Raw genomic sequence first — 3,052 nt, 5'->3', positions numbered from 1 at the left:
TTTTGTTGTTGATGGCGACGATGATCGCGTCTTCCAGTTTGGTGGTGTAGTAGTGCTCTTGGGTACCTTGAGCCGAAGTGCGGTACCACTGGATAACGATTTCGCTCATGCGCTCGCCGGAGGTCAGAGCCGCCTGCAGCAGTGGCGAAGCCTTGTCGTAGACCTTGGTGATCACGACTGGCTTGTGGACGCGCTGACCGGTCGGTTGGCCGGACTGCGGGTCACGCGGGATGATCACGTCGTGGCTGAAAGCCTGAACCATGACCTGGTCTTCGTGACCTTCCTGGTAGGTGTTGCCAACCGAGTCGGCGGTGAATGCGCCGGCAGTGATCAGACCTTGTTTCTCGCCAGTGACGGACATGTACGCTGGTGTAGCCATGGATGTGCTCCTTGCTAAAAGTTAGGGTGCCCGGGAGGCGGTATCGCCCGGTGGGTGCCTGACTGTTATCAAGGACCGTGCCATAAACGGTGAAGGCTATATAAATCAGTAGGTTGAGATGGTTTTCAGCGCTCGCGAAGAATGTTCGGCCGCGATCGCCTGTGAATGTGCGCAAGAAGTTGCGCAGTACTGCGCAACTTCTTGCGCACTTGGCTGGGGCGCCTGACAGGCCGGGCGATCAGCCTCCCGGGAAGAGCTTTTGCAGCGGTGAGTGCGCAACTTCTTGCGCATCAAGGCGGTTAGCCATCATTCGGGTGACCAATCGTCTCATTCGCCGAAAACCGGCAGTAAAACCGCTAGGGTGACAGGTGCAACGAATGCTGCAGCTTGGAGGTCAAACTCAGCGCCGAGATGAATGAACATCTGCGAACTCAAGGAGAACGACATGAAAATCCTTATGGTTCTAACGTCACACGATCAATTGGGTGACACGGGTAAGAAAACCGGCTTCTGGCTGGAGGAATTCGCCGCGCCGTATTTCGCCTTCAAGGACGCCGGCGCTCAGTTGACCCTGGCCTCGCCCAAGGGCGGCCAACCGCCGCTGGACCCAAAAAGCGACGAGCCGGACGCGCAAACCGCGGCCACCGAGCGCTTTCGCAAAGACTCTGCCGCCCAGTCCGCATTGGCGTCTACCGCTCTGCTGAGCAGCGCGAGAGCTGAAGATTACGACGCGATTTTCTACCCGGGCGGCCATGGCCCGCTGTGGGATTTGGCCGAAGACAAAATTTCGATCGCTCTGATCGAGACGTTTTACCAGGCGGGCAAACCGGTCGCGGCCGTCTGCCACGCACCGGGTGTGTTGCGTCACGTCAAGGGTGCGGACGGCCAGCCGCTGGTCAAAGGCAAGCGCGTAACGGGGTTTACCAACACTGAGGAAGAGGCGGTGCAACTGACGAAGGTTGTGCCGTTTTTGGTGGAGGACATGCTTAAGGAGAAGGGTGGTGTCTATTCCAAAGGTGCTGACTGGGCGAGTTATGTGCTCACTGATGGTTTGCTGATCACCGGTCAGAATCCGGCTTCCTCTGAAGCAGCGGCACAAGAACTATTGGCGAAGCTCCGCTAAATCTGACATGTAGCAGCTGGCGCAGCCTGCGTCCGACTGCGCAGCAGTCGTAAAACCGGCAAACACGGTGTGTCTGAAAGACCGCGGCGGCGGATACAACGACTGCTGCGCAGCCGGACGCAGCCGGACGCAGGCTGCGCCAGCTGCTACATGTTTGTGCCACGCTTCAGACAGCGAGGCTCGACGCTGCGAAACATTCCTCGATCGAGCGCCGCTGCGTCTCGGCATACAACGCCAACTCATCAATCGTCGATCGACCCAGCGCCTTCTCGAACACCTGCTGGTTCGAATGCACGCCATAGTGGGTTTGCGCCGCATCCCCCAGGTTCGACTGAAAAATCCCCGCAGCGCTGACTGGCAGGAAATCTTCGTACACCAACGGTTCAACCTTCAAATACCCGCCGCTGAGCAGATCCTCCAGCGACCACGATTTCAGCTCGTCGGCTCCCAACCCTTTTTCCGTGACGAAGTAGCGAAAGTACGCCAGTTCCTGTTGGCGCATGCCCTCAACGGTGTCAGGGAATTCTGCAAAGTGCTGCGCCATCAGCCCGTTGTAACGTGCGGCATTGGCCTCATTGGGGAAGTCTTTCAATTCATCCCGGGCAGCGTTGAGCAAACGGTCGTAAAGCGCCCGGCCTTTGGGGGTGAGCGCTGCGCCGCGTTGCTCGATTTCGCCGAAACGGGCGCTGTGGCTGCCACGATTCTCGGCTTGATCGGTGAAGGCGACAGGCTCGTCCAGGGCCTTGAAACTGGTCTGGCGCAGCAGAATCGGGCACTGACGGCGGGGCGGGCCTTCGATCACCGCTTTGGGGGTGATGCCATGGGCAGGCATTTGCGCCTGGACGATGTCGATGTCCAGGGTGCGCGGCGTCAGGTGGTTGATATGCGGGCCGGTGAACGCCACCACGTCGGCGATCAGGCGATGCTGGGCGCTGAGTTTGCGGTACTGCTCGGCGGTCACGGTGGCGGTGTGATGCCAGCGGAACGTTTCCAACGCCTGTTCAACGAAGTCCTGGGCCTCCTGTTCGGTGAGGCCGCCCTGGGTTTCGGCACGATCGATGAGGGTCAGCGCAGTGGGCGTGAAGATCGAACGCTTATCCAGCACCGATTGGGCGAACGCTCGCAGTTCCAGGTCTTCGATCAGTTCCAGGCGCAGCAGGGAGGTGAATACCCGGAACGGGCTGACCTGCAACGCTGCTTCATGCACCGCGCGAAAAGCCGTGGAGTGCACCGGCACGCCGGCCGGGGTCAGGTCGTAATAACCCACCGGTTGCATGCCCATCACCGCAAACAGCCGGGCGAGGGTGGCCAGTTCATCGGCGGTGCCGACACGGATAGCGCCATGCCGCTCCAGGTCCAGGCGCTGGATTTCACCGGTGCTGTTCAACTGTCGGGCGATCTGTGGATCGCTGTCCAGCACGTGACGGTTGGTCTGTTCCACCAGTTCCATCAGCGCGCCGTACAGCGGCACTTCTTCGCGGTACATGTCGGACATCGCTTTGGAGAAGCGTTGGCGGATCAGGTCAGGGCTGACGAAGTTCGGGTGACTC

At 59.8% G+C, this 3,052-nt stretch carries 3 protein-coding genes; 1 reads left to right on the top strand and 2 read right to left on the bottom strand.

The window, feature by feature from the left end:
- The coding region (locus tag E3W21_RS05045) for an Hcp family type VI secretion system effector (RefSeq protein WP_134418673.1) at positions 1 to 379 on the bottom strand (379 nt) is incomplete at its 3' end.
- 445 nt (positions 380 to 824) lie between these two features.
- On the opposite strand from E3W21_RS05045, the gene E3W21_RS05040 reads away from it, so the two are divergent.
- Positions 825 to 1,502, top strand: coding sequence for a type 1 glutamine amidotransferase domain-containing protein (locus E3W21_RS05040; protein WP_129443289.1), 678 nt, complete (start codon positions 825 to 827; stop codon positions 1,500 to 1,502).
- Between the two features lie 166 nt (positions 1,503 to 1,668).
- On the opposite strand, the gene E3W21_RS05035 is transcribed toward E3W21_RS05040, so the two are convergent.
- Positions 1,669 to 2,997: a VOC family protein gene (locus E3W21_RS05035; RefSeq protein WP_134418674.1), complete on the bottom strand. Its 1,329-nt coding sequence runs from the start codon at positions 2,995 to 2,997 to the stop codon at positions 1,669 to 1,671.
- Positions 2,998 to 3,052 lie beyond the last annotated feature (55 nt).

Origin of the sequence: Pseudomonas sp. F01002, assembly GCF_004402115.1 — a bacterium.
Classification (GTDB): Bacteria; Pseudomonadota; Gammaproteobacteria; order Pseudomonadales; family Pseudomonadaceae; genus Aquipseudomonas; species Aquipseudomonas frigoris.
This window is presented reverse-complemented; position numbering and strand designations above follow the sequence as displayed.

Bases quoted from the DNA above. Each gene is read 5' to 3' on its own strand.
- E3W21_RS05040 (WP_129443289.1), top strand. From the start codon at position 825: ATGAAAATCCTTATGGTTCTAACGTCACACGATCAATTGGGTGACACG.
- E3W21_RS05035 (WP_134418674.1), bottom strand. From the start codon at position 2,997: ATGTCCGACATGTACCGCGAAGAAGTGCCGCTGTACGGCGCGCTGATG.